Origin of the sequence: Streptomyces sp. SCSIO 30461, assembly GCF_037023745.1 — a bacterium.
Lineage (GTDB): Bacteria > Actinomycetota > Actinomycetes > Streptomycetales > Streptomycetaceae > Streptomyces.
This window is the reverse complement of record NZ_CP146101.1, coordinates 4,586,175-4,612,568: the sequence shown is the minus strand read 5'-3', so window position 1 is coordinate 4,612,568 and position 26,394 is coordinate 4,586,175. Positions and strand designations below refer to the sequence as shown.

Below are 26,394 nucleotides of genomic sequence, written 5' to 3'. Positions count from 1 at the left end.
CCATGGCAGCGAACGACCGCGCACACGCCGCTGATTCCGCCCGGGCCGCCCTGCTCGTCCTCGCGGACGGCCGCTTCCCCGCCGGAGGCCACGCCCACTCCGGCGGGATGGAGGCGGCAGTCAAGGCGGGCCGGATCCGGGACGCGGCCGGACTCGGTGCCTTCTGCCAGGGCCGACTGCACACCACGGGCCTGACCGCCGCCGCGCTCGCCGCCGCGGCGGCGGACGGGCTCGACCCGCTCGCACTGGACGCCGCCGCCGACGCCCGCACCCCCTCACCCGTACTGCGCACCACTGCCCGGCGACTCGGCCGCCAGCTGATGCGGGCCGCCAGGGCCGTCTGGCCGTCGCCCGAACTCGACGCACTCGCCGCCGCACGTCCCAGGGGCGCGCACCAGCCGGTGGTGCTGGGACTCACCGCACGGGCCGCAGGGCTGACCGGCTGGGACGCCGCCCACTGCGCCGTGTACGAGGCGGTCAGCGGACCCGCGTCGGCCGCCGTGCGCCTGCTCGGCCTCGACCCCTTCGAAGCCACCGCCGTACTCGCCCGCCTCGCCCCCGCCATCGACCAGGTCACCGACCGTGCGACGGCCGCCGCACGGCAGGGGATCGACTCCCTGCCCGCCGCGTCGGCACCCCTGCTCGACATCACCGCCGAGCAGCACGCGGCCTGGCCGGTACGTCTCTTCGCCTCATAGCCCCCGTTTGGAGCTGCCCCATGCACCTCAGCCACGAGCACACCGGCCACGACGGCCCGCCGGCCGCGAGCGCCGACGCCGTACGTCCCGACGGCATCCGGCGCGCCCTGCGTATCGGCCTCGGCGGGCCGGTCGGCTCCGGGAAGACCGCCACCGTCGCCGCCCTCTGCCGGGCCCTGCGCGACCAGCTCTCCATCGCGGTCGTCACCAACGACATCTACACCCGCGAGGACGCCGAGTTCCTTCTGCGCAACGCGGTGCTGCCGCCCGAACGCATCCAGGCGGTCGAGACCGGAGCCTGCCCGCACACCGCGATCCGCGACGACATCTCCGCCAACCTCGAAGCGGTGGAGGACCTGGAGGACACCGCCGGCCCGCTGGACCTGATCCTCGTCGAGTCCGGCGGCGACAACCTCACGGCCACCTTCTCCAAGGGCCTGGTGCACGCCCAGATCTTCGTGATCGACGTGGCCGGGGGCGATGACATCCCCCGCAAGGGCGGCCCCGGGGTCACCACCGCCGACCTCCTGGTGGTCAACAAGACCGACCTCGCCCCCTACGTCGGATCCGACCTGGGCCGCATGGCGCGTGACGCCAAGGAGCAGCGCGGTGAACTGCCCGTCGCCTTCACCTCCCTGACCGGGGAGCACGGCGTCGGCCCGGTCGCCGAATGGGTACGCGCACAGCTCTCCGCCTGGACCGCGTGCACGTGAGCCTCCACGCCACCGCACGCATCGTCGCGACCCGCGACGGCGGGCTGCCCGTACTCGAAAGCGCCGGGCCGCTCGCACTGCGCCGGACTCGGGGCGACGGAGCCCACACCCGTGTCACCGTGGTCGGCGCCATGAGCGCACCGCTCGGAGGTGATCGGCTGGCCATCGAGGCCGAGGTATGCGAGGGTGCCCGGCTGTACGTCGACTCGGCAGCGGCGACGGTCGCCCTGCCCGGTCCCGGGCCTGCCCCGGCGGACTACGACGTCACACTGGACGTGGCGGATGACGCCGAGGTGCGCTGGCTGCCCGAGCCGCTGATCAGCGCCCGGGGAAGCGAACTGCGGATGCGGACCCGAGTACGGCTCGCCGCCGGCGCACGTCTGGTGCTGCGTGAGGAGCAGATCCTGGGCCGCCATGGGGAACAGAGCGGCAGCCTGAGCACCCGGCTCACCGTGCACCGCGCCGGCCGCCCGCTGCTCGACCAGGAACTCGCCTACGGACCGGCCGCGCCCGCGGGCTGGGACGGCCCGGCAGTGCTCGGCGGACACCGGGCGGTCGGCCAGCTGCTCGTCGTGGACCCCGAGTTCGAGAAGCACCCGGCCCAGGCACGGCAGTTCGGAGACAGTGCGGTGCTCACCCCGCTCGCGGGGCCCGCGGTGCTGGTCACCGCCGTGGCACCCGACGCCCTGGCGCTGCGCCGGGTACTCGACACCGCGCTCAACAGCGGCAGCGGCTGAGCCGACCGTGCAGCCGCAGGCTGCGGTTCAGCGCCGCAGCCGGCGAAACCGGCTGCCCTGCTGCTGTTCCGCGGCCTCGCGCTCCTTCACCGTGGCCGCGTACTCGTCCACGTACTCCTGGCCCGACAGGGCGAGGATCTCGTACATGATCTCGTCGGTCACCGCGCGCAGCACCGACTTCTCGCCCTCCATGCCCTCATAGCGCGAGAAGTCCAGCGGCTCCCCGAACCTGATCGCCACCCGCTTGATCCTCGGCAGTTTCTGCCCTGGCGGCTGGACCTCGAACGTCCCGACCATCGCGCACGGCACCACCGGCACCCGGGCCCTGAGCGCCATCACCGCGACTCCGACCTTCCCCTTGTACAGCCGCCCGTCATGCGAGCGGGTCCCCTCGGGGTAGATGCCGAGCAACTCGCCGCGCGCCAGCACCCCGAGCCCCTCCCGGATGGCCGCCTGACCGGCTTCCTTGCCCGACCGATCCACCGGGATCTGCCCCGCACTGCGGAAGAATCCCGCGGTCATCCTCCCTTTGACACCAGGACCCGTGAAGTACTCGGCCTTGGCCAGAAAGGTGATGCGGCGCCTGATGATGGCGGGCATCAGGAAGTGATCGGAGAAGGACAGGTGGTTCCCCGCGATGATCGCCGCGCCCTCGTCGGGAATGTGTTCGAGACCCTCGATCCTGGGCCGGAACAGCAACCGCAGCAATGGACCCAGGACCACGTACTTGAGGACGTAGTAGAACACGGTGTGCTCCCAACTGTGACCGATCCGGCTCCAGGGGGCGGCTCGGGTGGCGGCCCGACCACCCGTCCCGAGCGGACGGGCTCCCCCGCGGGAGTGGCACTCCTCGTGGGCGCGGTACCCCGAATCCGCCCACGGTATGTCGCGGATCGCCCTGCTGCCCGGACATCGTGCTGCTCGGCCATGTCCGCCGCAGCGGCCAGGCCGAGCCTGCCGACCCGGGCCGAACCCGCGGGGACCGGCCGCTCCCGGCGCACCCGAGGCAACCGGGGCGCGGGAGCGCTCGTCCGCTCAGCTCACCGGGGCGCGCCCGCTCACGCGTCAGGTCGGTTTTGAGGTCAGCATTCCGAGAGTGACGAGGCCGAGTACGACCCAGGCGAACCACAGCCAGCCGTTACTGCCGAGTGCGACCGTGTAGCCGGTGATGAGCACCAGGCTGATGACGGTGAGCACGCCCATCGTCTTCGTGGCTCCGGACATCCGCGTCCTCCTCCGGGCCGGCCGCCGTGGCTGGGAGCCCGGCCGTGGCCTCTGCAGCCATCGTGACCCCTGGTACGGGCCCCGCGCCACTCTCCGGCACGTATCCGAGCCCGCCGGGATCGAGAGGTCAGCGCCCCCGGGTCTGGAGCGAGGCGAGATACGCGTTGTACGCCTCCAGCTCCTTGTCGCCGTCCCGGTCGGCCGCTCGGTCCTTGCGAACCGCCTGGCGCTGCTCGGAGTGGTACCACTGGTACACCAGGGCGATCAGTACCAGCACGGACGGGATCTCACTGAAGGCCCAGGCGATTCCCCCCGCCGCGTTCTGGTCGGAGATCGCGCTGATCGCCAGGCTCGCCGGGGGATCGGCGTAGGTCCGCACCATCGGCTCGCTCGCCATCATCAGCGCGATACCGAAGAACGCGTGGAACGGCATGCCCGCGAACAGCTCCAGCATCCGCATCACGTAGCCGGGACGGTTCGGGCCCGGGTCGACCCCCATGATCGGCCAGAAGAAGACCAGGCCCACCGCGAGGAAGTGGACCATCATCCCGATGTGTCCGGCCCTGGATCCCATCAGGGTGTCGAACAGCGGGGTGAAGTACAGCCCGTACAGGCTTGCGATGAACATCGGGATGGTGAACGCGGGATGCGTGACGATCCGCATGTAGCGGCTGTGCAGCAGTGCCAGCAGCAGCTCGCGAGGCCCCTTGGTGCCCCGGCCGGCCACCGGCAGCGCACGCAGCGCCAGGGTCATCGGGGCGCCGAGCAGCAGCAGGATCGGTGACAGCATGCTGATCACCATGTGCTGCACCATGTGGACACTGAACATCACCATGCCGTAGTCGTTCAGCTTGGTGCACATCACCAGGGCGATGCTCAGCACGCCGATGGCGAACGCGATCGTGCGGCCCACCGGCCAGGCGTCGCCGCGCCGCACCAGCCGGACGACGCCCCAGCCGTACAGGCCCAGCGCGAGCAGGCAGCCGATCAGGAAGACCGGATCCACCGACAGCTCGAGACCGCGCCCCAGCGTGAACGGCGGGAGGTCCATCGGCATACCGTGCTCGCCTTGGCCGCCGTGCCCGCTGTGATCCATCTGTGTACTCCTGGAGCGTCCCGATTCGGGGTTGTTGTCCGCACCAGACTAGAGCCGCCCCCGGCCGCGGTTGCGGGCGGGGGCGGCTCTGGGACGGCCGCGATCGTACCGACCGCTCAGCGGACCGGCGTCCGGATCACAGGACGCACTCGGCCTCGGCGTAGCGCTCGTCCGGCACCGTCTTGAGCGTCTCGACGGCATGCGCCAGGGGCACCATGGTGATGTCCGTGCCGCGCAGGGCCGTCATCATGCCGAACTCGCCGCGGTGTGCGGCCTCCACGGCGTGCCAGCCGAATCGGGTGGCGAGGACGCGGTCGTACGCGGTCGGCGTTCCACCGCGCTGCACATGCCCGAGGATCACGGGCCGGGCCTCCTTGCCGAGCCGGTGCTCCAGCTCGACGGACAACTGCCGGGCAACTCCCGCGAAGCGCTCGTGGCCGTACATATCCTTGCCGCCCTCGTCGAACTCCATACTGCCCGCACGCGGCTTGGCGCCTTCGGCGACCACCACGATCGCGAACCGCTTGCCCGCCTCGAAGCGCTCGCCGACCCGTCGCGTCAGCTCGTCCATGTCGAAGGGTCGCTCGGGCACCACGATCGCGTGTGCTCCCGCCGCCATGCCGGAGTGCAGGGCGATCCACCCGGTGTGGCGGCCCATGACCTCGACGATCAGCACCCGCTGGTGCGACTCGGCGGTGGTCTTCAGCCGGTCCAGGGCCTCGGTTGCGACACCGACGGCGGTGTCGAAGCCGAACGTCACATCGGTCGACGCGATGTCGTTGTCGATGGTCTTCGGCACGCCCACGATCGGTAGTCCCGCCTCGGAGAGCAGATTGGCCGCCTTCAGGGTGCCCTCGCCGCCGATCGGGATGATCGCGTCGAGGCCCAGCTCGGCGACATGGCCCTTGGCGCGCTCGACACCGTCGACCAGGTGCGCGGGCTGGACGCGCGACGAGCCGAGGATCGTGCCACCGCGCGCCAGGATGCCGACGACGGCGTCCAGGTCGAGCTTGCGGTAGTCGGCCTCCAGCAGGCCTTTCCAGCCGTCGTGGAAACCGATGACCTCGTCGCCGTGGTCGACGACCGCGCGGTGGACGACGGAACGGATGACCGCGTTCAGGCCGGGGCAGTCGCCCCCGGAGGTCAGGACACCAATGCGCATTGCCCGAATACCTTTGCAACGTGGGCTGACTCCCGGACCACGTCGTCCGGTGGGATCCCCGCCACCCTACCGGCGCGAGACCCCCTGAGCCGAACCGGAAGTCCGTCCAGTGGACATCGGCGCAGATGTGCGAACGGCCCGGCGGATGAGCGCCGGGCCGTTCGTCTTCGTTCGTCGCGTGGACCGCTCAGACGAGCACTCCGATGACCTCTCGAAGGCCGGCCCGAGTACCCGCCGGAGGAACGGTCAGGCGGGCTGCGTGGCGGCCCTTATCCGCTCGGCGCGCAGTGCCTCGTACCAGCGGTCGTCGGTCGGCGGCAGCGCGTTCACGTCCAGCGCGAGCTTCAGCAGCAGGTCCGCGATCTGCGGATTGCGGGCCATGACAGGGCCGTGCATGTACGTGCCGAAGACGGTGTCGTTGTACGCGCCCTCGGTGCCGTCCCCGGTGCCGTTGCCCTTGCCGAGCACGGTGCGGGCGAACGGGCGGGCCGCCGGGCCGAGGTGGGTGATGCCCTGGTGGTTCTCGAACCCGGTGAGCTGGGGCAGGCCGAGCCGCGCGTCGATGTCGGCCAGCACGTCGCCGACACAGCGCTCGCCCTCGCCGCGGGTCGACACGACATCGAGCAGGCCGAGACCGGGTTCGCGCTGGCCGATGTCGTTGATGAACTCATGGCCCAGGATCTGGTAGCCGGCGCAGACCGAGAAGATGATCGCGCCGTTGGAGGCGGCCCGGCTCAGCCCGCCGTCGCGCCGCAGCCGCTCGGCCGCGAGCCGCTGCGGGCGGTCCTCGCCGCCGCCGATCAGATAGATGTCACCGGAGGTCGGCACCGGCTGGTCGCTGCGGACGTCGATGCGGGTGACGTCCAGGCCGCGCTGCCGGGCGCGCCGCTCCACGACCAGGGCGTTGCCCTGGTCCCCGTACGTGCTGAGCAGGTCCGGGTAGACCCACACCAGACGCAGGCTGCTGTCGCTCATGCTCGTGTTCCTCTGCGATCTCTGCGGTCAGCGGGGTCAGTTGCCGACGCGGCGGCGGACGTCCTGGAAGGCGGTGTAGTTGGCGATGAGCTCGATCCGCCCGGGCGGTGCCGCCTGCACGGCGGCGTCCAGGGTGTCGCAGACGCGGAAGTCCAGACCGGCGACCTCGAGGCGTACTGCCAGGTCGAGGCGGCGGTCGCCGATCACGAAGATCGGGTGGCCGGCGAGCCGGGTGTAGTCCACGTCCCACAGCCAGGAGGTGTCGGTGCCGTCGGCGCCGCGGGCGTTGACGGAGAGGATCACCGGGGTGGGCGGCGGGTCGATCAGCGAGAAGGTCTCCAGCCAGCCGGCCGGGTTCTTCGCCAGCAGCAGCCGTACGTCGCGGCCCAGGAAGGAGACCACGTCGTAGCGGCCCGCGACCGCCTGCACCTGGTACATGCGCTCCAAGGCGACCTGCGGCGGCACGCCGAAGACCGCGGCGACGGCGGCGGAGGTGGCGGCGTTGGCCTTGTTGGCGCGGCCCGGGAGCTGGAGGTGGATCGGCCAGGCGGAGCCGTGCGGGTCCAGGACGTGGTCGCCGCTGAGCGCCCAGCTCACGGCGGGGCGCCGGAAGCCGCACTCGCCGCAGAACCAGTCGTCACCGGGGCGCTGCATCACACCGCCGCAGGCGGGGCACGACCAGGCGTCGTCTTTCCACTCCTGGCCGGCAGCCACCCAGACCACGGTGGGGGAGGACGAGGCGGCCCAGACGACGAGCGGGTCATCGGCGTTGGCGATCACCACCGCCTTGGAGCCGGACAGGCCCTCCCGCCACTTCTCGGCCAGCATCCGGGTCTCGGCGGCACGATCCAACTGGTCGCGGGAGAGGTTGAGCAGGGCGATGGCTTTGGGAGTGGTGTCCCGGGCGACGCCCGCCAGGTACTTCTCGTCGACCTCGATCACGCCGTACCTGGCGTCGGACCCACCGGCGAGCGCGGAGGTGATGCCCGCCGGCATGTTGGCGCCCAGCGCGTTGGAGACGACCGGGCCGCTGGCGCGCAGCGCCTCGGCGATCAGGCGGGTGGTCGTGGTCTTGCCGTTGGTCGCCGAGACCAGGACGACATCGAGGTGCTGGGCCAGAGCGCTCAGCAGATCCGGGTCGAGCTTGAGCGCCACCCGGCCGCCGATCACCGATCCGCTGCCACGTCCCGCCGCACGCGACACCGCCGCTGCGGCCTTGCCGGCCGTCACGGCCAGCTTGGCCCGCGGCGACAGCGACTCTGCGTTGCCAGGGTGTCCTGCCATCGTCCTAGATCCTCCTTGCGTCGGTCGGGCATCAGCCTATCGAGATCCGACCGACCGGCCGACCCCGGCTCCACGGCGAAAGCGGGAGGTCACCGAGGGGTTCGGGACCAGGGTGGTGCGAAACGTAGGCTTACCGCCATGCCAAAGCGTTCGATCCCCGGCAGTTCCGGACTCGTACGAGCCATGAGCCTGCTCGGAGATCCCGTGCTGCACGCCCCGTGCGAGCCCGTCACCGACTTCGGTCCTGCGCTCGCGTCGCTCGTCGACGACATGTTCGCCACGATGTACGCCGCCGAGGGCGTCGGCCTCGCCGCGAACCAAGTCGGCGTCCCCCTGCGGGTGTTCGTCTACGACTGCCCGGACGACGAGGACGTCCGCCATATCGGCCATCTGGTCAACCCGCGACTCGTCGATGCCGGCGGGGTCGCGGTGCGCGGCCCCGAAGGCTGTCTCTCGCTGCCCGGAGTCGAGGCGGGCACACCCCGCTACGACCACGCCGTGGTCGAAGGCGTCACGATGCACGGGGATCCGGTGCGTGTGGAGGGTACGGGCTTCTTCGCCCGCTGCCTCCAGCATGAGTGCGACCACCTGGAGGGTGGGATCTATCTGGACCACGTCAAAGGCTTGCGCCGCAACCGCGCCCTGCGGGCGGTTCGGCGGGCGCCCTGGGCGCGCGGACGTGCGCTTCCTGGCGACCTGTAGGGCCCGGACGGCCCGGCGCCCGGGCCGTGCGGTGTGAGGGGCCTGGCACCTCCGAACCCGGGCCGCGGCCCCGGCGCCCAGGGTGTGAGACCCGCCCGCTGCGCCCCTCCGGGGCCTACGGCCCGGTGTCGGCGTCGCGGTCCTCGACCTCGGCGAGCCGGCCCCAGAGCAGATCGACCAGGCTGGTCACCAACTGGGTCCGGGAGCAGGGCCGCTCGCCGAGCCACCAGTCGCCGGCGGCGTGCATCATGCCGACGATCCCGTGTCCCCAGACCCTGGCCAGTTCGCTGCCGCCCGGGCCGAGGTCCACGCGGTCCCCGATGAGCTTGCCCAACTCCTCCCCGAGGCGCCGCAGCAGCGGCGCGGAATGGCGGCCGATGTCGAAGCCGCGTGCGGACTGCTCGGCGGCGTGCGGGTCCTCGGCGGGGTGCATCAGGAAGCGGTAGACCTGCGGTGCCGCCTCGATGGTGGCGAGGTAGGTGTCGATGGTGTTCTCGACCCGGCCGCGCCGGGTCGCGGGCGCGTCGGCCGCGGCGCGCAGGGCGTCCAGCAGGGCATCGGTGTGGCGCTTGGCGAGGGCCCGGTAGAGGCCGCTCTTGTCACCGAAGTGCCGATAGAGGATCGGCTTGGTGATCCCGGCCTCGGCCGCGATCGCGTTCATCGACGCCTGCGGCCCGTCCCGGAGCACCACCCGGTCCGCGGCTTCGAGCAACTCACGCCGCCGCTGGTCCGCCGACCGCTGCTGGTCGGTCTGCTGAGTGGTGCTGTCCATGGTGGTTCTCCCCGCCCGTGTGTATTCCGTGAGGCCTGCGCAAAGTAACACTCCGCAGGGACAGCGTGCCGAACACGCTGGTTCCGGTTGACAGCGCTTACCCGGCAGTAACAGACTGTTGTTACCGCCAGTAACGCTGCGGGTGGGTCATGGATCGGTGCACATCAGGAGGGGACTATGACCGAGTTCGCGCTCGATCTCAACGACGAGCAGAAGCAGGTCCGTGACTGGTTGCACGGCTTCGCCCGGGATGTGATCCGCCCGGCCGCGGCCGAGTGGGACGAGCGCGAGGAGACCCCCTGGCCGGTCATCCAGGAGGCGGCCAAGGTCGGCATCTACTCCCTGGATTTCTATGCCCAGCAGTACTTCGACCCCACCGGCCTCAGCATCCCCATGGCGATGGAGGAGCTCTTCTGGGGCGACGCCGGTATCGCCCTGTCCATCGTCGGCACCGGCCTCGCCGCCGTCGGTGTGCTCGCCAACGGCACCGAGGAGCAGATCGGCACCTGGATCCCGCAGATGTACGGGGACGTGGACGACGTCAAGGTCGCCGCGTTCTGCTCGTCCGAGCCCGACGCCGGATCGGACGTGGGCTCGATGCGCACCCGCGCCGTCTACGACGTGGCCAAGGACGAGTGGGTGCTCAACGGCACCAAGACCTGGGCGACCAACGGCGGTATCGCCAACGTGCATGTCGTCGTCGCGGTGGTGGACCCGGAGCTCGGCAGCAAGGGTCACGCCTCCTTCATCGTCCCGCCGAACACTCCCGGGCTGTCCCAGGGGCAGAAGTTCAAGAAGCACGGCATTCGCGCCTCCCACACCGCCGAGGTCGTCCTGGAGGACGTCAGGGTCCCCGGCCACTGCCTGCTCGGCGGCAAGGAGAAGCTCGACGAGCGCCTCGCCCGCGCCCGCGAGCGGGCCAGGGTGGGCGGCGGCGAGCGCGTGAAGAACGCCGCCATGGCCACCTTCGAGGCCTCTCGCCCCGCTGTCGGTGCCATGGCTGTCGGCACGGCGCGGGCTGCGTACGACTACGCACTCGACTACGCCAAGAACCGTGAGCAGTTCGGCCGGCCGATCATCGACAACCAGGGCGTCGCCTTCCAGCTCGCCGATATGCGCACCCAGATCGACGCGGCCCGGCTGCTGGTCTGGCGCGCCTCCTGGATGGCGGTCAGCGGCAAGCCCTTCACGGCGGCCGAGGGCTCGATGTCCAAGCTCTTCGCCAGCGAGGTCGCCAAGAAGGTGACCGCCCAGGCCGTGCAGATCCTCGGCGGCAACGGCTTCACCCGCGAGTACCCGGTGGAGCGTATGCACCGCGACAGCGCGATCTACACCATTTTCGAGGGCACCAGTGAGATCCAGCGCCTGGTGATCGCCCGCACTCTCGCGGGTGTGCCCATCCGCTGAAAACCCGAGGGGGCGGGGAGCTGCGCGGGTCAGGAAGTACGCTGCTGTTCTGGTTCCTCCGCCGCCTCCATCGCGTGCTCACGGCAACCAGTGCAGTCGCCAGTGGGCGAACTCCTTCTGAGTCCGCGGCCGGCTGCGCCATTCGGGAGGGGCGGTCGGCTTCCTTCCTGTCTCGTCGATACACGCAGGTCAGCGTGCGAGCAGGACGGCAGAACGGGGACGACATCCTTCAAAGCTTCAATGCTTTGTACGGCATGACATCGCTCCCGGCGTCGGCTCGGCTTCGGCGACCTCAGCGAGCTTCAGTCACGTTCCTGTTCAACCGGGGCTGTCCGACTGTGCCCGGGTGTTGACGACTGGCCGGTCGCGACGCGTGGGCAACCGGCACGGTCACCTTCCGGGGAGCCGTGTCGAGGCGGCGCGCGGGGCTGTCGACCGGGTCGTGGAAGCACTCGTGGACAGCCTCACCGAGTTCAAGTGAATCGCCTCGTGCCAGGTAGAGACCTATCCGGGCCGATTCCGGCGGCGGCACCCGCGAGTTCGTGGCCTGGCTCGCCAGGCGAGGCCGGTGGCTGCCGTACTCGGTCGGCACGACCATCACCGAGCAGATCCACCACGCCGTCCTGAAGGTTCCCGCCCCGGCCTGGACGGCGGCCACCGAACCCGGCGGAGGGATCCGTGACGCCGCCTGGGCTGCCGAGGCGACGGCGATGTGCTCAGGGGCTCGCCGAAGGGAATCCACGCCCGATGGTCTGCACATGGAAAGTGCCCTCCCTCGGACCGACGGAACCCCTCAGCGAGGTTCGCCGTCCCGGGTCAGGAAGGCACTTTCACATTTCAGCCCCACAGCCGGCCGTCTCCAAGTGAAACGGCAAGGCCAAGGACGGTCCCGTACGCGATCTACGGCTTGGGTGCCGGCCTTGCGATGGCCAGGGCGTCGGTCTTCGGCGCAGCGGCGATGGCACGAGGTTCCTTGGCACTGGCCTTCAGCGCCAAGTCCTTGCCCTCCGCAACGGAAGCGACCTTGATTACCTTGCCCTCCGCAACGGAAGCGACCCTGTCCGCTGCCACAACCTTCTTGGCGGCGGGTACAGCCGCTATGGTGCCCTTGGGTGCCGCTGCCACGGCCTTCTTGGCGGCGGGTGCCGCTGCCACGGCCTTCTTGGCGGCGGGTACAGACTTGGCAGCGGGTACAGCCGCTATGGTGCCCGTGGGTGCCGCCACCTTCGCGTCTGCGCTGGCGACGGTTGCGCCTCCGAGGGCGAGCGCGCCTGCAGCAGCGGTGGCCAGGGCGGACTTGGCGATGACGTTCATAGCAGGACTCCTTTCACGTGGTGCGGCGGACCCGCCGGGTCCTTGCCCCAGCGGGTTCGACCTCGTGGTCCCCACGCTAGGAAATGCGGTCCGCCGCCGCGGTCCACCGAACGGTTCCCTCGACGGAGGAACCACGTATCCCCCGTCCGGGGGACACCGGCCGGTGAGGCGCGCCCGTGACGTGGACACTGAGAGGGCGTTTGAACGGTTCGAGTGATAGGGCGCCGATGGGGGCGGGCTGGTCGACCGCCACGACCATGGCTCGTCCGCCGGCTTGTGTGGACCGGGGCATGCCCGGCGTTGACAATGGGTTGAGGCTCCGTGTTTCCGCGTGAGCCGAGTGCTGACAGGACGGTGTGCCGTATGCGTACACATGAGACCCGCGTACGCGTCGTCGTTGCCGACGACCACCCGATATACCGCGAGGGCGTCACCCGTGCGCTGGGGCAGAGCGGACTGGTCGAGGTTGTGGCGGAAGCGGGGGACGGGGCACAGGCTCTGGAGCACATCCGCGTGCACAAGCCCGATGTCGCCCTTGTGGACTTCCGGTTGCCGAAGCTGGACGGACTTGCCGTGGTCCATGCCGTCGCACGGGACGGTTTGCCGGTGCGGGTGATCATCCTCTCCGCCCACACGGACGATTCCGTGGTGTTCCGCGCCGTCGAGGAGGGGGCCGCCGGCTATCTCGCCAAGGACGCCACGCGGAGCGAGATCGTCGATGCCGTGCTGAAGGTGGCCGGGGGAGGGACGGCGCTTCCTGCGGACCTCACGAGCGGTTTGATGGAACAGGTACGGCGCCGGGCCTCCGCCGGGGAGGACCGGGTGCTGCTCAGTGAGCGTGAGCGGCAGGTGCTGCAGGCCTTCGCCGAGGGCAAGAGCATTCCTCAGGTCGCCGAGGAGTTGTTCCTGGCCCCCAGCACGGTGAAGACCCATACCCAACGCCTCTACGAGAAGCTCGGTGTCGGTGACAGGGCCGCTGCGGTGGCAGAGGCGATGCGCCGTGGACTGCTGGAATGACCGTGGCCCTCCGGCGCGTCACGGTGGGCGGTTTCTTTCGGCACGCGCGATCCCGTCGGCACCACGAGGGCGCGGTCCCCGAGCGCGTGGCCCCCACGGCCCGTACCGTCGCGGACGCGCAGAGTCTGAGCGCGGCACGGTCCCAGACATCCGTGCGTCTTCTGATCGTCGCCTTGCTGGTGGTGCAGCTCTCGCTGTTCCCTCCGCTCGAAAACGAGGGCGCATGCAGAGCGCTGGTCATCGGCTACGCACTGTGGGCGGTGTTCCTGACGTGGAAGGCCTGGCGTGGCGACCGCGTGCTACCGCGGCTCTGGCAGCTGCTGCCGATCGACCTCGTCGTCCTCGGTGCGCTGCTGGCGATGGCGGGGGGGTTCGGCACCCCGCCCGGTATCAGGCCTCTGGTCGACGACGCCTTCTTCCTCATCCCCGTACTCGCCGCCTTCCAAGCCTCGCCGTGGGTGACGGCCGTGATGACCGGCGCCTCCGGTCTCGCATACGTGCTCGCCGTACAGGGAGCCGGTGCGGGTGGCGAATGGGGTCGCACCGCCCTGATCGTCCTCAGCCTGCTTCTGCTCGGTGCTGTCTGCACCGTACTCACCCGGATCCAGCGGGACCGGGTGAGAAGCATGGGGGTGCTTCTGGAGCGGAGCCGCGATCTGCTCGGGCAGGCGATGAACGCCGAGGAGCACGAGCGTCGCGATCTTGCGGAGGCACTGCACGACGAGGCCCTGCAGGACGTGCTCGCCGCACGTCAGGACCTGGACGAGGCCCGTGAGTCCGACGGCACGGAAGTGTTGGACCGCGCTGACCGTGCGCTCCAGGAAGCCGCGCGCAGGATGCGGTCGATCGTTGGGGAACTGCATCCGACGGTCCTCGAACAGCTCGGCCTGGCAGGAGCGGTGCAGAGCCTCGCCCACAGCTCGACGCAGCGCGGTGGGTTCGACGTCAGTGTCCACTGCGCCCCCATACCGCCTTCTCCCTTCGAGCCCATCGCCTTTGCCGCGGCGCGGGAACTCCTTCGCAACGTCGTGAAGCATGCGGAGGCAACGCACGTGGAGGTCCGTCTGGAGGCGCGGCAAGGACTCTTGCGTCTCCTCGTGGCGGACGACGGGAGGGGGCTGCCGCCGGGGGCCCTGGAGGAGAGCGTGCGCAGCGGCCACATCGGCCTCGCCTCGCTGCGTGTCAGGGTCGAGACGGCGGGAGGGCGCTTCCTGCTGGAGCCGCGTGATCCCACCGGGACCACGGCGACCGTGGAACTTCCGCTCGAGTCGTCCGCTCCCGCCGGGACCGGCTGATGGCCAGGCCTCCCAGTCGTACCCGCGTGCCGGGTCGGGTGCGTGCCTTGCGGTGCAGACCGACCGGTACGTCGGGGGTGGTGTGGGCGGCCTGCCCGCCTCGCCGGACGGGACCGGGGGCGATGGGATCGGTGGAAGACGTCCCCGCGCGGAAACCGCGTGTGGGAGACCGTGACGTGGGCCATGGCGCCGTGCCCAGCGCTGACGACCATCCTCGTTACTCGGCCGGCTTGGTCGTGGAGGGGACGTGCGAGAGGTCCTCCCGAACGGCCCGCAGTGTGTGGCGGAACCAGATCGTGCGTCTAGGGCGTGTTGCGAAAGTCCCTCCTGACCCGCGACGTCTGGCACGCACGCTCGCTGCGTTGTCGGAGTCATCCACGTACGTCCAGTACGAGGATGATCCTCCGCCTTGCGATCGCACGCACCAGACGCCGCAGGCCCCGCCCTGCGGGCGGACGGAGCTACTTTCGCAACACGCCCTAGGTGACTGGTGTTAAGCGGGTCGTCCTGGGCGTGCGGTGTCGCCGTTGGGGGTGTCAGGGTCGTGGTTGCTGGCTGGTGGTCGGGCGGCGTGTGGGTGGTTCGTGGCCGTCGTGGGGGCTGTTGAGGGCTTGGCACGGCCGCGTGCGGGTCGTTTGCATGGTCCAGGGCGCCCTCGGGACGGTCAGCCGGCGGCGACCGCCCACTTGTCACTGCCTGTGGACATGATTCCGAGCACGCCGAGCCGCGCGACGTTGACGGCGGCGGCCAGCAAGGAGAAGTCGGCGGCGATCTTGGCCCGGCCCCGCACCCGGGCGCGGCGTCCGCCGTGTCGCCGCCGCATCAGGTGGGCGATCTTGCGTTCGACCTTGGGGCGGGTGGCCCGGTAGGCGGCCAGCCAGACGGGGTCCGCACTGCGAGCCCGGCCCCGGGCCAGGTGTTCTTCGTGAGGGCCGATGGTGATGACGCGTCCGTTCCTGGCGGTAGTGCACTGCGCCGCAAGGGGGCAGGCGGCGCAGGCGGTCTTGAAGCAGGCCGTCCCACCGCCATCAGACTTCGGGCGGATCGCGGCGGTCACCTGGTTCGGGCAGGTGACCTGCCCTGCCTCCAGATCGATGGTGAAGGCGTCCTTGGAGAACCGCCCACCGGGCGCGTTGGCCGCCTGCACCTTGACCATCACCCGGGCGCCCGCGTCGTCCAGCTCGGCCAGCAGCGGCCCGGTCCCGTAAGCGGCGTCGCCGTAGACTTCGGCCCGCGCCTGGTCTGCCTGCTCGGCGGCAGGTGGTTGGAGAACGTCGGCGAGCAGGTCGGCGGCGGGCTCGGCATCGCCGGCGTTGCCCGCCGTGACCTCGGTCGCGGTGATGACCTCGCTGTCGGGTTCCTCGGCCACATGACCCTTGTAACCGTCGAAGGACCGGCGGACGGTCTTGTGGCCGTGCCGGGCCTCGGGATCAACCGTGGAGATGACCCGGTCCGCGGCCACCTTGCGGGCGATCTTGAAGACGCCCCCGTCCTGCTCCAGGTCCTGGCCCAGCACGGTGGCCAGCAACCGCGCGGCCTGGCCCACATCCCCGGGCACGGCCCGGCCGTCCAGCACGGTCAGCAGCGCGAACCCGTCACGGGCCCGCGAATCGATGAGGGCTTCCCGCTCGGCCGCGTCCGTCCAGTCGATGACCGGCTTGTCCGTGCTGGTGTAGGCGTCCCCGCTGGAGATCACCGCCCGCAGCTCGGCCCGCAGCACGTGATCGGCCGCCCGCAGCAGGCCGCGGATGGCCGAACGGATCAGCGTGATGGTGTCCTGCGTGGCCACCGCGTCATAGATCGGTGCCGAGTCCAGCACCCTCCTGCGGCCGACCAGTCCGGCCTGTGCAGCAACCTCTACCGTCCGCTCGAAGATCCGGTTCGGCCGGGCGGAAGCGGCAAGCCTCGCCCGCATGTCGACCAGCACGGTGTGCACGAACCCCGGATGGTCGAAGTCCAGCCCGCCGGCGGCGTACTTCCAGCGCACATCGAACGCGAACCGCTCGACCGCCTCGCGATCGGACAAACCCTCCAGACGCTGCAGGACCATCACGACCGCCACGATCATCGGCGGCACCGACCTGCGGCCGTCCTCGGCGAACAGATCGGCGAACATCTCATCGGGGAACAACGCCCGGCACTCGCGGTGCAGCACCGCGTAGATCGAGTTCGGCGCCAGCCGACCCTCGCAGAAACCCACTGTGGAGGAGAGCAACCCCGGCTGCATCGGAGTCCGGCCCACTGCCATCGCTCAACCTCTCCCCACACCCAGCGACCAACACCCCGCAGCCTGACACAGGACGAAGACCCAGCGCGAGCTCACACGATTAACACCAGTCACCTAGCGGCGGCAGCACGCCGGTGACGCCGAGGCCCGGATCTCGAACCAGATCTTCTTGCCGTGCTCCTGCGGGTCCGTCCCCCAGGCGGTGGCCAGCGCAGCGACGAGAAACAGGCCACGGCCGCTCTCCGCGTCGAGAGGGGGTGTCCGCGACTGCACTCGTATCTTCGTGTCCGCGGTGTCCGTGATTTCCACGCGCAGGCCCCTGCAGGTTCGGCGCACGCAGACCGCGCACGGCTCATGCGTGTTCTCGACGGCGTTCGCGACGAGTTCACCGGTCAGCAGCTCGATCGTGGACAGCGAACTGTCGCCCAGTGACAGGCAGAGCTCGTGGGCGAGAGCACGGACCTTGCGGCGGGCTGCAGGGACCGCCGCCACGGCGGGTCGGACGTCGAACTCGTGCGGCGGACAGGAGGCTGAGGTGGAGGGCATGCTCTGGCCTTCGAGAGGACCGGGCGTCACTGCGGATCGCGGTGTCCGTCTCGGCGGGTGTCCGGTGACGGGTACCGCGCTGCGTGCGGACGTCCGGTATGGGCGTGTGGGGGAATCCCGGCCGGGTCCGACACCGCTCCGCGGGCGGGGCGGGTCGTGCCCTGGCGGCCGACTGGTTCGTGCGAACCGCCGTCGAAGTGCGACCGGTGGCCGCGTTCACAGGCGGTGGTACCGCTTCCGCACTGATGACGCTATCGACCGCCGTGCGGTGTACCTGTCGACCAATCGGCCCCCTCGGCGGCTGATGGACAGTGTCCACCCACGGACGTGGGGGAGGTACGCCGGCGCCCTCTTCGTGGGCCCGGGCGCGTCCATGGCCGGGCCCGCTCGCGACCGGCACCCAAGGGCTTCGTCGGCAGCGCGTGACGAGGCGTGCGCCGCACGGCCACAGGACTCATCCCGTGCCGCGCCCGGCCCGGCGTATGCGTTCTCCGTCCGTCGTGCTGCGGCGGTGCCTGCGCCGCGGTCGCAGCCCGGCGAGCCCGATGCTCCGCATCACACGCACGATCCGCTTGTGGTTGGCGCGCTCGCCGTCCTCGCGGAACTCGGCGGTGATCCTGGAGACGCCGTAGTGCCGTCCGATTCCCGGTACACGGCCCGTATCCGGGCGGCCGAGCCGGCGTCGGCCGCCGGGTGGCCCGGTCCACGGCCGTCCGGCGCCAGTGGTGGAGGCCGGAGCGCGCGATGCCCAGGATGCCGCACAGCAGCTTCCCGGCGTGACGGCGCTGATGGTCGGCGACGAACTGGAAGCGGCTCTGTTCTTCCTGGTCGACCAGGGAGCGGTGCAGCGCACCGGGGGTGAAACCTCGCGCCCCGATGGACGAAGACAGGGGCACCGGCACCGCGACACCGCGATCTGCACCATCGTCGAGGGCACGAGTGAGATCCAGCGCCTGGTGATCGCCCGCACCCTCGCGGGTGTGCCCATCCGCTGAAACCCGAAGGGGGCGGGGTACGGCGTGTGCCGTGCCCCGCCCCCTTCGCTGCCGTCAGGCGCCCAGCTGAGCCTCGATCGCGGCCACGATCTCCGGAGCCTCCGGCTCGGTGCGCGGCCGGAAGCGGGTGACCTCACCCTTGGCGGAAACGAGGAACTTCTCGAAGTTCCACTGTACGTCGCCGGCCTCGCCGTCGGCGTCCGCGACCTGTGTCAGCTCCGCGTAGAGCGGGTGGCGCCCGTCGCCGTTCACATCCGTCTTCTCCAGCAGCGGGAACGACACCCCGTACGTCGTCGAGCAGAACGTCTGGATCTCCTCCGCGGTCCCCGGCTCCTGCCCCATGAACTGGTTGCACGGCACACCCAGCACCGTGAAGCCACGGTCGCCGTACTGCCGCTGCAACCGCTCAAGCCCTTCGTACTGCGGCGTCAGGCCGCACTTCGACGCCACATTGACCAGCAGCACCGTCTTGTCCGCGTACGCGGACAGCGAGGTGGGCTCGCCGCTCAGGGTGCGCAGGGGAATATCGTGCAGACTCATCAGTCTCTCCTCGGTCACAGTCCTCAGCGCCCACTCTCGCACGCCACCCCACCAAGGGTGTCCCGGAGTCCCCGGCGGGCGCACGACGACAGCCACGGCGCGGGGTTTCCCCGGGCCCTGCGGGCCAAGGGGACCTCGCTGCGTTGTCGGATCGCCCGAATGCGCCCGGTACGAGGGCGGCTCTCCGCCTTGCGATGCGTCCCCTCGGCCCCAAGGGCCGGGGGAGACCCCATACATCTGACGCCGCGCGCTGATCCACCTGGGACTACGGGACAGCTCTGCGGCGCAGGCGCCCCGGCAGGCCGTCAGAGCTGCCCGACAGAGGTCAGCCTGACCACCGCCCTGCCCTCCTCGTCGGACGCCGCCAGATCGACCTCCGCGCTGATGCCCCAGTCATGGTCGCCGTTCGGGTCGGCGAAGGTCTGGCGGACCCGCCACAGACCCTGCGCCGGGTCCTCCTCGATCGAGAGCAGCTTCGGTCCCCGCGCGTCCGGCCCGGTGCCCAGGTCGTCGTACTCGTCCCAGTACGCGTCCATGGCCTCGCCCCAGGCGTCCTCGTCCCAGCCCGCGTCGGCGTCCATCCCGCCCAGCTCGGAGACTTGGTCCAGCGCGGCCAACTCCACCCGGCGGAACATCGCGTTGCGCACCAGCACCCGGAAGGCACGGGCATTGGCCGTGACCGGCTTGACCTGGTCGGCTTTCTCCTGGGCCTCTTCGGCGGTCTCGGTCTCCGGGTTCGCCAGCTGCTCCCACTCGTCCAGCAGGCTGGAGTCCACCTGGCGCACCATCTCGCCGAGCCAGGCGATCAGATCCTCCAGGTCCTCGGTCTTCAGATCGTCCGGGATGGTGTGGTCCAGGGCCTTGTAGGCGCTCGCCAGGTAGCGCAGCACGATGCCCTCGGTGCGCGCCAGCTCGTAGAACGAGGTGAACTCGGTGAACGACAGCGCACGCTCGTACATATCGCGGATGACGGACTTCGGCGAGACCGGATGGTCGCCCACCCAGGGATGCGACTTGCGGTAGAGGTTGTACGCGTGCCACAGCAGCTCTTCCAGCGGCTTCGGGTACGAGATCTCCTGGAGCCGTTCCATCCGCTCCTCGTACTCGACCCCGTCCGCCTTCATCGCGCCGACCGCCTCACCGCGCGCTTTGTTCTGCTGGGCGGCAAGGATCTGACGCGGGTCGTCCAGGGTCGACTCCACGACCGACACCATGTCGAGCGCGTACGACGGTGACTCGGGGTCGAGCAGGTCGAACGCGGCGAGCGCGAAGGTGGACAGGGCCTGGTTGAGTGCGAAGTCCTGCTGGAAGTCGACCGTGAGCCGGACGATGCGACCCTGGGCATCCGGGGTTTCGAGCCGCTCCACGATCCCGCCGTCCAGCAGCGAACGGTAGATCGCGATGGCGCGGCGGATGTGCCGCAGCTGTTGCTTGCGCGGCTCGTGGTTGTCCTCCAGCAGCTTGCGCATCGCCTCGAACGCGTTGCCCGGGCGGGCGATCACCGACAGCAGCATTGCGTGGGTGACCTTGAACCGGGAGGTCAGCGGTTCCGGGTCGGAGGCGATCAACTTCTCGAACGAATTCTGCGTCCAGCCGACGAAGCCCTCCGGGGCCTTCTTGCGGACCACCTTCCGCTTCTTCTTCGGGTCGTCGCCCGCCTTCGCCAGCGCCTTCTCGTTCTCGATCACATGCTCGGGAGCCTGTGCGACCACGAAACCGGCCGTGTCGAAGCCCGCCCGGCCGGCCCGGCCCGCGATCTGGTGGAACTCGCGGGAGCGCAGCGTCCGCACCCGGCTGCCGTCGTACTTGGTGAGTGCCGTGAACAGCACCGTGCGGATCGGGACGTTGACCCCCACGCCGAGGGTGTCCGTACCGCAGATCACCTTCAGCAGACCGGCCTGCGCCAGCTTCTCGACCAGCCGCCGGTACTTGGGCAGCATGCCCGCGTGATGGACGCCGATGCCATGGCGCACATAGCGCGAGAGGTTGCGGCCGAACTTGGTGGTGAAGCGGAAGTTGCCGATCAGCTGCGCGATCTGGTCCTTCTCCTCGCGGGTGCACATGTTGATGCTCATCAGCGACTGTGCCCGTTCGACCGCCTGGGCCTGGGTGAAGTGCACGATGTAGACCGGCGCCTGCTTGGTCTGCAGCAGCTCGGTCAGGGTGTCGGTGATCGGCGTCGTGCGGTACTCGTAGGACAGCGGCACCGGGCGGGTCGCCGAGCGCACCACGGCCGTCTCCCGGCCGGTGCGGCGGGTCAGGTCCTTCTCGAACATCGACACATCGCCGAGCGTCGCCGACATCAGCACGAACTGCGCCTGGGGCAGCTCCAGCAGCGGGATCTGCCAGGCCCAGCCGCGGTCCGGCTCCGCGTAGAAGTGGAACTCGTCCATCACGACCTGGCCGATGTCCGCGTCCTTGCCATCCCGCAGCGCGATGGACGCCAGCACCTCGGCCGTGCAGCAGATCACGGGCGCGTCCGCGTTCACGGACGCGTCCCCGGTGAGCATGCCGACGTTCTCCGTGCCGAAGAGCTTGCACAGGTCGAAGAACTTCTCCGAGACCAGCGCCTTGATCGGCGCGGTGTAGAAGGTGACCTCGTCCCGGGCCAGCGCGGCGAAGTGCGCGCCAGCCGCGACCAGGCTCTTCCCGGAGCCGGTCGGTGTGGAGAGGATCACGTTTGCCCCGGAGACTGCCTCGATCAGCGCCTCCTCCTGGGCCGGGTAGAGCGAGATCCCCCGGCCCTCGGCCCATGACGAGAAGGCCTCGAAGAGGGCATCGGGGTCGGCGTCCTGCGGCAGCTGATCGATAAGCGTCACGCCCCCATCTTGCCTGGCCCGCGGCCCCGAGCGGGAACCGGCTACCGAGTGGAAGATCGCTACCGCTAAGCTGCCTCGTCAACTGGGGCCGAAGACAACAGCAGATGGGGCGGTACGAGCATGATGGGACCGGCGCACTCCCTGTCCGGGGCGGCTGCCTGGCTGGGGGTCGGCGCGGCGACAGCCGCCGCCGGACATCCGATGCCGTGGCCCGTGCTCGTCGTCGGGGCTCTGATCAGCGCCGGTGCGGCACTGGCGCCCGACCTCGACCACAAGGCGGCGACGATATCCCGGGCCTTCGGGCCGGTATCGCGCACGCTGTGCGAGATTGTCGACAAGCTCTCGTACGCGGTCTACAAGGCGACGAGGAAGCCCGGCGACAAGCGCAGGACAGGCGGCCATCGCACCCTCACCCACACCTGGCTCTGGGCCGTGCTGATCGGCGGCGGCACATCGGGGCTGGCCATGACCGGTGGCCGCTGGGCCGTCCTCGCGATCCTCTTCGTGCATCTGGTGCTCGCCGTGGAGGGCCTGCTGTGGCGTGCAGCCCGGGTCTCCAGCGATGTGCTGGTGTGGCTGCTCGGCGCGACCAGCGCCTGGATCCTGGCGGGCATCCTGGACCAGTCGGGCAACGGCGCGGACTGGCTGTTCACCGGCCCCGGTCAGGAGTATCTCTGGCTCGGGCTGCCGGTGGTGCTCGGCGCCCTGGTGCACGACATCGGAGACTCGATCACCGTGTCCGGCTGCCCGATCCTGTGGCCGATCCCGATCGGCAACAAGCGCTGGTACCCGGTGGGCCCGCCCAAGGCCATCCGCTTCCGCGCGGGCAGCTGGGTGGAGCTGAAGGTGCTGATGCCGGTGTTCATGCTGCTCGGGGGAGTGGGCGCGGCGGCGGCGCTCAACTTCATCTGAACGCCGCCCCGCGAGGCGGCTGCACCCCTTGGGCCGGTATGCACCGGCCGGCGGCTTCACCCGTGCCAGGACCGCCACAGCGCCGAGTACGCTCCGCCGGCCTCGACCAGCTCGCTGTGGCTGCCCAGTTCGCTGATCCGGCCCCGCTCGACGACGGCGATCACATCCGCGTCATGGGCGGTGTGCAGCCGGTGGGCGATCGCCACGACCGTACGCCCGTCGAGCACCCGGGCGAGTGAGCGCTCCAGATGCCGGGCGGCACGCGGGTCGAGCAGCGAGGTCGCCTCGTCAAGCACCAGAGTGTGCGGGTCGGCCAGCACCAGCCGGGCCAGGGCGATCTGCTGGGCCTGCGCCGGGGTCAGCGCCGCCCCGCCCGAGCCGACCTCGGTCTCCAGGCCGTCGTCGAGGGCCCGCGCCCAGCCGTCCGCGTCCACCGCGCCGAGGGCGGCCCACAGCTCGGCGTCCTCGGCGTCCGCGCGGGCCAGCCGGAGGTTGTCCCGCAGCGAGCCGACGAACACATGGTGCTCCTGGTTCACCAGTGCCACCTGTTCCCGTACCCGTTCCGCGGGCATCCGGGAGAGCTCGGCCTCGCCGAGGGTGACCCGGCCGCTTCGCGGGGCGTAGATCCCCGCGAGGAGCCGGCCCAGCGTCGACTTGCCGGCGCCGGACGGTCCGACCAGCGCCACCCGGGTGCCCGGCGGCACCTCCATCGAGACCCGGTGCAGTACGTCGACTCCCTCGCGGTAGCCGAAACGCACCTCGTCCGCGCGCACCACGCGCCCCTCGGGGCGCACATCGGGGTCACCCGAGTCGGGCTCTACCTCGCGTACGCCCACCAACCGGGCCAGCGACACCTGCGCCACCTGCAACTCGTCGTACCAGCGCAGGATCAGGTTCACCGGATCGACCATCATCTGGGCGATCAGCGCGGCTGTGGTGAGCTGTCCGATGCCGATCCAGTCCTGGAGCACGAACACCCCGCCGACCAGCAGGACGGAACCGAGCACCGTCGTGTGCGTGACGTTGATGATCGGGAACAGCACGGACCGCAACCAGAGTGTGTACCGCTCCCAGGCCGTCCACTGCCTGATCCGCAAGTCCGACAGCGCGACCCGGGCGGGCCCCAGGCGGTGGGCCTCCACCGTCCTGCCCGCATCGACGGTCTCGGCGAGCACCGCCGCCACCGCCGCGTACCCGGCGGACTCCGAGCGGTAGGCCGCGGGCGCCCGCTTGAAGTACCAGCGGCACCCGACCACCAGCAGCGGCACGGCCAGTAGCACCGCGGGAGCCAGCGGGGGCGCGGTCACCGCCAGCCCGCCGAGCAGCAGCACGGCCCAGAACACCGCGATGGTGAGCTGAGGTACGGCCTCCCGCATGGCATCGGCCAAGCGGTCGACGTCAGTGGTGATACGCGACAGCAGATCGCCGGTACCGGCTCGCTCCAGCACACCCGGGGGAAGTCCCACGGACCTGACGAGGAAGTCCTCGCGCAGATCCGCCAGCATCTGTTCGCCCAGCGTCGCCCCACGCAGCCGCACCAGCCGTACGAACACGGCCTGCACGGCGAGTGCCGCTGCGAACAGCGCCACCGTGCGCTCCGGATGAACGACGTTCGCCCCGTCCGCCAACCGCTGGACCAGGTCGCCGAGCAGCCAGGGACCGACCATCGAGGCCACGACGGCGACCGTGTTGACGGAGACCAGCAGCACGAAGGCCACCCGGTGCCGGCGCAGCAACTCGCGTACGTAGCAGCGGACCGTGGCGGAGGTTCCGACCGGAAGGGTGGCCGCCGCACGGGGCGCGGCCGGGTCGTACACCGGCGGTGGCACGCCGATCATGCGGACTCCTCGATGTCTGCGGCGGCTTCGGTGAACCGATCGGCCAGTCCTCTGGAGATTTCCTCGGCGAAGCGTTCGCGTACGGGCATGTCCATGTCCATGTCCATGTCCATGTCCATGCCTGTGCCTGAGCCCGTGGCCTCAGGCGACTCGGCGGACTCGTCCCGGGTGACCACCTCGCGGTAGTGGGGCTCCCTGAGCATCAGCTCGCGATGCCCGCCCACCGCGGCGACCGCTCCCGCGCGGACCAGGACGACCCGGTCGGCCCGGTCCAGCAGCAGCGGCGACGATGTGAACACGACGGTCGTACGTCCCGTCCGCAGCGCCCGCAGGCCGTCGCCGATCCGCGCCTCGGTGTGCGAGTCGACGGCCGACGTGGGCTCGTCCAGCACCAGCGCCTCGGGGTCGGTGATCAGTGATCTGGCCAGCGCCAGGCGCTGCCGCTGCCCGCCGGAGAGGGAGCGCCCGCGCTCTGTGATGGGCGCGGTCATCGGATCCCCGTCCAGCGAGGCCTGCGTCAGGGCATCCAGCACATCGCCGCACTCGGCGGCGGTCAGCGCCGCGGTTACGGACACCATGCCGGACGACGGCACATCGAGCAGTTCGGTCAGGCTTCCGGACAGCAGCACCGGATCCTTGTCCTGCACGAGCACGGTGGTGCGCGCGGAGTCCCGCGGCAACGCGTCCAGTTCCACGCCGCCGAGCCGCACGGACGGCAGCCCGTGTGTCTCCGAGGGATGCCCGCCGAGACGCTCGGCCAGTCGTCCCGCGGCGTCGGGGTCACCGCACACGACGGCCGTCAGCGATCCCGCGGGGGCGAGCAGGCCACTGGCGGGGTCGTACAGGTCACCTGCCGGTACATCGCCCCGCGGGCCGCCCGTCGGTACGTCGTCGGCCGGATCGGCACCGCCACCGGCCGGTCCGACCGGCTGCGCTCCGGATGCCTCCGTACCGGACACCCGAGTGCGGGAGCCCTGCGCCGAACCGCCCTGCGGCCGCTCCAGTGACAGCACTCTCGCCGCCCGCCGAGCCGACGGCTGCGCGAAGCTGTAGGCCATGGCGACCTCTTCGACCGGGCGCAGTGGATAGGACAGCAGCATCACCGCGCTGTAAACGGCCACCAGTTCGCCCACGTCGATCCGGCCGGCGGACACCAGACCGATGCCGTACCAGACCACCCACACCAGCAGCAGCCCCGGCAGCAGCACCTGGAGCGCGCTGATCAGGGCCCACATGCGGGCACTGCGGACGGCCGCCTTGCGAACCTGCTGGGAGGCGCGCCGGTAGCGCGAGAGGAAGAGCTCCTCACCGCCGATCCCACGCAGCACCCGCAGCCCGGCGACGGTGTCGGAGGCCAGCTCGGTCGCCCGGCCCGCCTTCTCGCGCTGGATGTCCGCGAGCCTGGTGGCGCGCGGCATGAGCGGCAGCACACCGAGGGCCAGCACGGGGACCCAGACCGCCACCAGGAGGCCGAGGTCCGGCTGGTAGAACAGCAGCCCGACGACCATCGCGACGATGGTCAGCGCGGCGGCGAGGAAGCGTGAGGCCGCCTCGACGAACCAGCCGATCTTCTCCACGTCCCCGGTGGAGACCGCGACGACCTCACCGGCCGCCACCCGCTTGGTGAGCGCGTTACCCAGCTCGGCGGTGCTGCGAGCGAGCAACTGCTGTGTCCTGGCCGCCGCGGTGATCCAGTTGGTGACCGTGGCACGGTGCATCATGGTGTCGCCGAGCGCGATGGCGATGCCGGAGACCGCGAGCAGCCCGCCCGCCAGCGCGAGTCCGCCGGCAGATCGTTCCACGACGGCTTGTACGGCGAAACCCACGCCGTAGGGGAGTGCCAGCACCGAGCCGAAGTGCACCAGCCCCCAGGCCAGCGCGCGGAACTGCCCGCCGAGCTGCCCGCGCCCGAGCCAGATGAGGAACCTGAGGCCGGAGCGGACGTCCGGGGTGCCTGGATCGGCATACGGAAGGTCGCGAATCTGCATGACATCCCAGATCGTTCGGAAAACCGTATCGGAACAGCAGGTTCGCCCCCGCCGGGAACTGGGGCAAACGAATTTCCGCCGCCCCGCTCCGGGATGGCCCGAACCCCGCCGGCTCCGGGCCCGGTCGGCCGCG

General features: G+C 70.6%; 23 protein-coding genes and 1 pseudogene. 9 read left to right on the top strand and 15 right to left on the bottom strand.

Annotated elements, in window-relative coordinates:
• Positions 1 to 2 precede the first annotated feature (2 nt).
• From V1460_RS20455 to V1460_RS20445, 3 genes are read left to right on the top strand one after another with little or no spacing between them, the layout of a single operon-like run.
• Positions 3 to 698, top strand: coding sequence for an urease accessory UreF family protein (locus tag V1460_RS20455; RefSeq protein WP_338675095.1), 696 nt, complete (start codon positions 3 to 5; stop codon positions 696 to 698).
• 20 nt (positions 699 to 718) lie between these two features.
• On the top strand, positions 719 to 1,411 hold the full coding sequence (gene ureG / locus V1460_RS20450) for an urease accessory protein UreG (RefSeq protein WP_338675094.1): 693 nt from the start codon (positions 719 to 721) through the stop codon (positions 1,409 to 1,411).
• A complete protein-coding gene (locus tag V1460_RS20445; RefSeq protein WP_338675093.1) occupies positions 1,408 to 2,148 on the top strand; it encodes an urease accessory protein UreD in 741 nt (246 codons plus the stop codon). The genes ureG and V1460_RS20445 overlap by 4 nt, the downstream gene beginning before the upstream one ends.
• Before the next feature lie 27 nt (positions 2,149 to 2,175).
• Here V1460_RS20445 and V1460_RS20440 read toward each other — a convergent pair whose 3' ends face one another.
• The 6 genes from V1460_RS20440 to V1460_RS20415 form a co-directional block, all read right to left on the bottom strand.
• Positions 2,176 to 2,895: a lysophospholipid acyltransferase family protein gene (locus tag V1460_RS20440; RefSeq protein WP_338675092.1), complete on the bottom strand. Its 720-nt coding sequence runs from the start codon at positions 2,893 to 2,895 to the stop codon at positions 2,176 to 2,178.
• Between the two features lie 318 nt (positions 2,896 to 3,213).
• Positions 3,214 to 3,372, bottom strand: a complete 159-nt coding sequence (locus V1460_RS20435) for a hypothetical protein (RefSeq protein WP_338675091.1) — start codon at positions 3,370 to 3,372, stop codon at positions 3,214 to 3,216.
• Between the two features lie 127 nt (positions 3,373 to 3,499).
• A complete protein-coding gene (locus V1460_RS20430) occupies positions 3,500 to 4,468 on the bottom strand; it encodes a cytochrome c oxidase assembly protein (RefSeq protein WP_338675090.1) in 969 nt (322 codons plus the stop codon).
• 136 nt (positions 4,469 to 4,604) lie between these two features.
• Positions 4,605 to 5,630 (bottom strand): 6-phosphofructokinase, encoded by a 1,026-nt coding sequence (locus tag V1460_RS20425; RefSeq protein WP_338675089.1) that lies wholly within the window; start codon positions 5,628 to 5,630, stop codon positions 4,605 to 4,607.
• Positions 5,631 to 5,876: 246 nt separating this feature from the next.
• Positions 5,877 to 6,605 carry a glutamine amidotransferase gene (locus tag V1460_RS20420; RefSeq protein WP_338675088.1) on the bottom strand — a complete coding sequence of 243 codons (729 nt, stop codon included), beginning with the start codon at positions 6,603 to 6,605 and terminating at the stop codon, positions 5,877 to 5,879.
• Between the two features lie 36 nt (positions 6,606 to 6,641).
• Entirely contained in the window at positions 6,642 to 7,889 is a 1,248-nt protein-coding gene (locus V1460_RS20415) for a MurT ligase domain-containing protein (protein ID WP_338675087.1), read from the bottom strand.
• A 138-nt stretch (positions 7,890 to 8,027) separates the two neighbouring features.
• Here V1460_RS20415 and def point away from each other — a divergent pair, with 138 nt between their 5' ends.
• Positions 8,028 to 8,591, top strand: coding sequence for a peptide deformylase (def, locus tag V1460_RS20410; protein ID WP_338675086.1), 564 nt, complete (start codon positions 8,028 to 8,030; stop codon positions 8,589 to 8,591).
• A 115-nt stretch (positions 8,592 to 8,706) separates the two neighbouring features.
• Here the strand turns inward: def and V1460_RS20405 are convergent, their stop codons facing one another.
• Positions 8,707 to 9,363 (bottom strand): TetR family transcriptional regulator, encoded by a 657-nt coding sequence (locus tag V1460_RS20405; RefSeq protein WP_338675085.1) that lies wholly within the window; start codon positions 9,361 to 9,363, stop codon positions 8,707 to 8,709.
• Between the two features lie 177 nt (positions 9,364 to 9,540).
• Here V1460_RS20405 and V1460_RS20400 point away from each other — a divergent pair, with 177 nt between their 5' ends.
• Positions 9,541 to 10,770, top strand: coding sequence for an acyl-CoA dehydrogenase family protein (locus tag V1460_RS20400; RefSeq protein ID WP_338675084.1), 1,230 nt, complete (start codon positions 9,541 to 9,543; stop codon positions 10,768 to 10,770).
• 900 nt (positions 10,771 to 11,670) lie between these two features.
• Here the strand turns inward: V1460_RS20400 and V1460_RS20390 are convergent.
• Positions 11,671 to 12,084 carry a hypothetical protein gene (locus V1460_RS20390; protein WP_338675083.1) on the bottom strand — a complete coding sequence of 138 codons (414 nt, stop codon included), beginning with the start codon at positions 12,082 to 12,084 and terminating at the stop codon, positions 11,671 to 11,673.
• A 363-nt stretch (positions 12,085 to 12,447) separates the two neighbouring features.
• On the opposite strand from V1460_RS20390, the gene V1460_RS20385 reads away from it, so the two are divergent.
• Both V1460_RS20385 and V1460_RS20380 read left to right on the top strand, forming a co-directional pair.
• Entirely contained in the window at positions 12,448 to 13,101 is a 654-nt protein-coding gene (locus tag V1460_RS20385) for a response regulator transcription factor (RefSeq protein WP_338675082.1), read from the top strand.
• Entirely contained in the window at positions 13,098 to 14,396 is a 1,299-nt protein-coding gene (locus tag V1460_RS20380) for an ATP-binding protein (RefSeq protein WP_338675081.1), read from the top strand. The genes V1460_RS20385 and V1460_RS20380 overlap by 4 nt, the downstream gene beginning before the upstream one ends.
• Before the next feature lie 664 nt (positions 14,397 to 15,060).
• On the opposite strand, the gene V1460_RS20375 is transcribed toward V1460_RS20380, so the two are convergent.
• From V1460_RS20375 to V1460_RS36450, 3 genes are all read right to left on the bottom strand, one after another.
• Positions 15,061 to 16,644, bottom strand: coding sequence for an IS1182 family transposase (locus V1460_RS20375; protein WP_338674102.1), 1,584 nt, complete (start codon positions 16,642 to 16,644; stop codon positions 15,061 to 15,063).
• Positions 16,645 to 16,737: 93 nt separating this feature from the next.
• Positions 16,738 to 17,169, bottom strand: a complete 432-nt coding sequence (locus tag V1460_RS20370; RefSeq protein ID WP_338675080.1) for an ATP-binding protein — start codon at positions 17,167 to 17,169, stop codon at positions 16,738 to 16,740.
• A 454-nt stretch (positions 17,170 to 17,623) separates the two neighbouring features.
• The gene (locus V1460_RS36450) at positions 17,624 to 18,022 is read right to left on the bottom strand and encodes an IS3 family transposase (protein ID WP_407077500.1); all 399 of its coding nucleotides are present in this window, start codon (positions 18,020 to 18,022) and stop codon (positions 17,624 to 17,626) included.
• Between V1460_RS36450 and V1460_RS20365 the strand changes: the two are divergent.
• A pseudogene (locus V1460_RS20365) lies at positions 18,009 to 18,164 on the top strand (acyl-CoA dehydrogenase family protein); the annotation flags it as partial. The gene V1460_RS36450 and the pseudogene V1460_RS20365 overlap by 14 nt on opposite strands.
• A gap of 54 nt (positions 18,165 to 18,218) precedes the next feature.
• Here V1460_RS20365 and V1460_RS20360 read toward each other — a convergent pair.
• Entirely contained in the window at positions 18,219 to 18,704 is a 486-nt protein-coding gene (locus V1460_RS20360) for a glutathione peroxidase (RefSeq protein WP_338675079.1), read from the bottom strand.
• A 305-nt stretch (positions 18,705 to 19,009) separates the two neighbouring features.
• The gene (locus tag V1460_RS20355) at positions 19,010 to 21,523 is read right to left on the bottom strand and encodes a DUF3516 domain-containing protein (protein WP_338675078.1); all 2,514 of its coding nucleotides are present in this window, start codon (positions 21,521 to 21,523) and stop codon (positions 19,010 to 19,012) included.
• Between the two features lie 120 nt (positions 21,524 to 21,643).
• Here V1460_RS20355 and V1460_RS20350 point away from each other — a divergent pair, with 120 nt between their 5' ends.
• Positions 21,644 to 22,435 (top strand): metal-dependent hydrolase, encoded by a 792-nt coding sequence (locus V1460_RS20350; protein WP_338675077.1) that lies wholly within the window; start codon positions 21,644 to 21,646, stop codon positions 22,433 to 22,435.
• Positions 22,436 to 22,491: 56 nt separating this feature from the next.
• Here V1460_RS20350 and V1460_RS20345 read toward each other — a convergent pair whose 3' ends face one another.
• Both V1460_RS20345 and V1460_RS20340 read right to left on the bottom strand, forming a co-directional pair.
• Positions 22,492 to 24,273, bottom strand: a complete 1,782-nt coding sequence (locus V1460_RS20345) for an ABC transporter ATP-binding protein (RefSeq protein WP_338675076.1) — start codon at positions 24,271 to 24,273, stop codon at positions 22,492 to 22,494.
• The gene (locus V1460_RS20340; protein ID WP_338675075.1) at positions 24,270 to 26,261 is read right to left on the bottom strand and encodes an ABC transporter ATP-binding protein; all 1,992 of its coding nucleotides are present in this window, start codon (positions 26,259 to 26,261) and stop codon (positions 24,270 to 24,272) included. Before V1460_RS20340 ends, V1460_RS20345 begins: the two co-directional genes overlap by 4 nt.
• Positions 26,262 to 26,394: the final 133 nt, after the last annotated feature.

Bases quoted from the DNA above. Each gene is read 5' to 3' on its own strand.
- V1460_RS20455 (WP_338675095.1), top strand. From the start codon at position 3: ATGGCAGCGAACGACCGCGCACACGCCGCTGATTCCGCCCGGGCCGCC.
- ureG (WP_338675094.1), top strand. From the start codon at position 719: ATGCACCTCAGCCACGAGCACACCGGCCACGACGGCCCGCCGGCCGCG.
- V1460_RS20435 (WP_338675091.1), bottom strand. From the start codon at position 3,372: ATGTCCGGAGCCACGAAGACGATGGGCGTGCTCACCGTCATCAGCCTG.
- V1460_RS20430 (WP_338675090.1), bottom strand. From the start codon at position 4,468: ATGGATCACAGCGGGCACGGCGGCCAAGGCGAGCACGGTATGCCGATG.
- V1460_RS20425 (WP_338675089.1), bottom strand. From the start codon at position 5,630: ATGCGCATTGGTGTCCTGACCTCCGGGGGCGACTGCCCCGGCCTGAAC.
- V1460_RS20420 (WP_338675088.1), bottom strand. From the start codon at position 6,605: ATGAGCGACAGCAGCCTGCGTCTGGTGTGGGTCTACCCGGACCTGCTC.
- V1460_RS20415 (WP_338675087.1), bottom strand. From the start codon at position 7,889: ATGGCAGGACACCCTGGCAACGCAGAGTCGCTGTCGCCGCGGGCCAAG.
- def (WP_338675086.1), top strand. From the start codon at position 8,028: ATGCCAAAGCGTTCGATCCCCGGCAGTTCCGGACTCGTACGAGCCATG.
- V1460_RS20405 (WP_338675085.1), bottom strand. From the start codon at position 9,363: ATGGACAGCACCACTCAGCAGACCGACCAGCAGCGGTCGGCGGACCAG.
- V1460_RS20400 (WP_338675084.1), top strand. From the start codon at position 9,541: ATGACCGAGTTCGCGCTCGATCTCAACGACGAGCAGAAGCAGGTCCGT.
- V1460_RS20390 (WP_338675083.1), bottom strand. From the start codon at position 12,084: ATGAACGTCATCGCCAAGTCCGCCCTGGCCACCGCTGCTGCAGGCGCG.
- V1460_RS20385 (WP_338675082.1), top strand. From the start codon at position 12,448: ATGCGTACACATGAGACCCGCGTACGCGTCGTCGTTGCCGACGACCAC.
- V1460_RS20380 (WP_338675081.1), top strand. From the start codon at position 13,098: ATGACCGTGGCCCTCCGGCGCGTCACGGTGGGCGGTTTCTTTCGGCAC.
- V1460_RS20375 (WP_338674102.1), bottom strand. From the start codon at position 16,644: ATGGCAGTGGGCCGGACTCCGATGCAGCCGGGGTTGCTCTCCTCCACA.
- V1460_RS20370 (WP_338675080.1), bottom strand. From the start codon at position 17,169: ATGCCCTCCACCTCAGCCTCCTGTCCGCCGCACGAGTTCGACGTCCGA.
- V1460_RS20360 (WP_338675079.1), bottom strand. From the start codon at position 18,704: ATGAGTCTGCACGATATTCCCCTGCGCACCCTGAGCGGCGAGCCCACC.
- V1460_RS20350 (WP_338675077.1), top strand. From the start codon at position 21,644: ATGATGGGACCGGCGCACTCCCTGTCCGGGGCGGCTGCCTGGCTGGGG.
- V1460_RS20345 (WP_338675076.1), bottom strand. From the start codon at position 24,273: ATGATCGGCGTGCCACCGCCGGTGTACGACCCGGCCGCGCCCCGTGCG.
- V1460_RS20340 (WP_338675075.1), bottom strand. From the start codon at position 26,261: ATGCAGATTCGCGACCTTCCGTATGCCGATCCAGGCACCCCGGACGTC.